Raw genomic sequence first — 2,689 nt, 5'->3', positions numbered from 1 at the left:
GGGTTTTGGGGGTTAGAGGCATGCTCTTCTAAGGTGGGATTGGTGATGGCCAAAGCAGCCACTCCTCCCGCCAAAACCAGCCCGGAAAGCAAGGAAAAGACCTTCAGCATCGCAGCCTCCGAAACCGAATTCTTTATTCTGCTATAGGCTTGAGCCACCTCAACAGGGATCTTTCGGCAGAAGCCAAAGGACTCCGTCCTGCCTCTGGCGGGGTTGTTGCTATGGACAAGGGATCGCAATGCTGTTGCAATGGGAACGGCCAGGAACTGCCCCACAGAAGGGCTCCATCCCTTGATTGAGTTGCCGGCCCACAGGTTAGGATGGGATCCGACGCGCAAACAGCTTGCTGCTCTCTATGGAACTTGCCGATCTAAGACGCACCCTAGAATCGCTCACCTTGCGCCTGAGCAACGCTCAGGACTATCTTTGACCTGCCCCACTTGGAGCAACAGATTGCCATCCTAGAGCAAGAAGCCTCGCAGCCGCAGTTTTGGAATGATGTAGAGGCAGCCCGCCGCCACCTGCAAAAGCTCAACAGCCTCAAGGCCTCCTGGGATCAGGTGCACCGCTGGAAGGATCGCCTGGAAGATGCCGCCAGCGCCCTCGAGCTGCTCCAAGAAGAGCCCGATCCGGAACTCTTAGCCGAGACAGCGGGATCCCTGGCAGTGGTGGAGCGGGAGTTGGGCCAGTGGGAGCTGCAGCAACTGCTCTCCGGCCCCTACGACAAAAACGGTGCCATCCTCACCATCACCGCCGGCGCAGGGGGAACCGATGCCCAGGACTGGGCGGAAATGCTCCTGAAAATGTACACCCGCTGGGCCGAAAACCAGGGCTACAAGGTCAGCCTCTCGGAATACTCCGAAGGTGCTGAAGCCGGCATCAAGTCCGCCACCCTGCTGATCGAAGGCCCCTACGCCTATGGTTATCTCTCTGCCGAGAAGGGTAACCACCGGATGGAGCGCATCAGCCCCTTCAACGCCAACGGCAAACGGCAAACCAGCTTTGCTGGCGTAGAGGTGATGCCGATTCTGGAAGAGGAAAGCGAGTATGAGCTGAAGATGGAAGATCTGGAGTTCGAGACCTCCCGCTCAGGTGGGGCAGGTGGCCAAAACGTGAACAAAGTGGAAACAGCGGTGCGGGTGATCCACAAGCCCACCGGCATTGCCGTGCGCTGCACCGAGGAGCGCTCCCAACTGCAAAACAAAGAGCGAGCCATCCAGATCTTGAAGGCCAAGCTGATCGAGATGGAAGAGGAAAAACGCAGACAAAAGCTGGCCGAGATCCGCGGCGAGATGGTGACTCAGGGCTTTGGGGGGCGTATTCGCACCTACACCTTCGATCCCTACAAGCTGATCAAAGATCACCGCACCAACGCCGAAACCTACAATGTCGAGGCCTTTATGAACGGCGAGCCGGAGGAGCTGATGCATTTTATCCAGGCCTATCTGCGGCAGGAATACGCCAAACAACAGGCCGCCGCAGTCTAGGGCCGGCTGTAGCGCTCCCACACCGCCTGCATGAGGGCAGCCCGCTCCTGGGCTGAGAGCTGGGTCAAGGTCAGGGGATCCCCTTCCTGGAAAAACTCCCCTACCCCCCATCCCACGGCCCGGGGAGAGGCGGTTTTGGCTTGCAGGGATCCCGCCCAAGCCAACCCGTGCCAGGCGCCGATGGGAGTCTCCAGCGCCGAAGAAAAGACCAGATCCAGGCCGGGATGGCGGCTGAGATACTCTCGCAGCGCAATGCAGGAGCCCACCAGAGACGGCTTCACCACCAGGATCCCTTTCCATCCTGACCGATGGATCGCTTGCAACTGCTCCAGGCAGGCCACCGATTCATCCAAAGCAACGGGGGTTTGGTACTGGCGGCTGAGCTCCACCAAATGGGCGTGCTGATCCGGCGGCAGAGGCTGCTCCAAAAACTCGATCTTGACCGGCGAGGCCTGGTTGAGCCGATCACAAACGGCCAGCCACCGGTGGGCCTCCGCAAGCGCTAACCCCCCATTGGCATCCAAACGCAGACGGGATCCCGGCGGCAACCGCTCCAGCCATTGCTCCAGCTTCTCCAACTCCTGCTGCATGGGATCCCTCCCCACCTTGAGCTTGTACACCGACCGCGTGAGTGGGACGGAGTCCTTGTAGGAGTCCTTGTAAGATTCCGGCGGCAGGGTCTCCCCCAAAAGTTCACAGAAAGAGAGTAGAGAGAGATCCTTGTTCAACCAATCGGGATCCCGACAGGCCAGCCAAGCGCCTTCCAACCCAAACCGGCAGGCCGGCAGTGCTTCTGGGATCCCCAAAATATACGCCTCCGACAAAAGAGGGGGCAGCTGCCGACAAAACGCCAGAGCCTGCTCTAAGGTCTCGCTGCCAAACCAAGGGATGGGAGCAATTTCCCCATATCCCTGACAGCCTGTCTCCCGATCTGTAAGTCGGATCAGGATCCCTTCGCGCACGGACCACAGTCCGTGGTGGGTACGCAGGGGCCGCCGAAAGGGACGCCAGTAGGGGCAAAACGCAAAGGAAAACCGCTTTTCCAGCCGCCCAAGCGGCACGGATCCCTCTTTTTGGGTATCCCCTGCAGATGATCTGCTGTGCCTACCAGCCACAAAAAGCTCAAGCAAGATAAAGAAAGGAAAAACGCCAGTTTTCTCAGAGGGCTGCTATTCAGCTTACTAGCGCAGGAGCCCCGCACT

The 2,689-nt window shown here is 59.1% G+C and carries 2 protein-coding genes; one reads left to right on the top strand and one right to left on the bottom strand.

Annotated features, from left to right (window positions below; genetic code table 11):
• Nucleotides 1–355: 355 nt before the first annotated feature.
• A protein-coding gene (gene prfB, locus NW815_RS04230; protein WP_414344353.1) for a peptide chain release factor 2 occupies nt 356–1,487 on the top strand; the annotation gives its coding sequence in 2 pieces (ribosomal slippage) (nt 356–427 and nt 429–1,487; 1,131 coding nt in all).
• On the opposite strand, the gene NW815_RS04225 is transcribed toward prfB, so the two are convergent.
• Entirely contained in the window at nt 1,484–2,548 is a 1,065-nt protein-coding gene (locus tag NW815_RS04225; protein WP_414389620.1) for an o-succinylbenzoate synthase, read from the bottom strand. The genes prfB and NW815_RS04225 overlap by 4 nt on opposite strands.
• Nucleotides 2,549–2,689: the final 141 nt, after the last annotated feature.

Origin of the sequence: Synechococcus sp. R6-7 (assembly GCF_047461695.1) — a bacterium.
Taxonomy (GTDB): Bacteria; Cyanobacteriota; Cyanobacteriia; order Thermostichales; family Thermostichaceae; genus Thermostichus.
The sequence above is the reverse complement of the archived record's forward strand: the minus strand, read 5'-3'. Positions and strand labels throughout refer to the sequence as shown.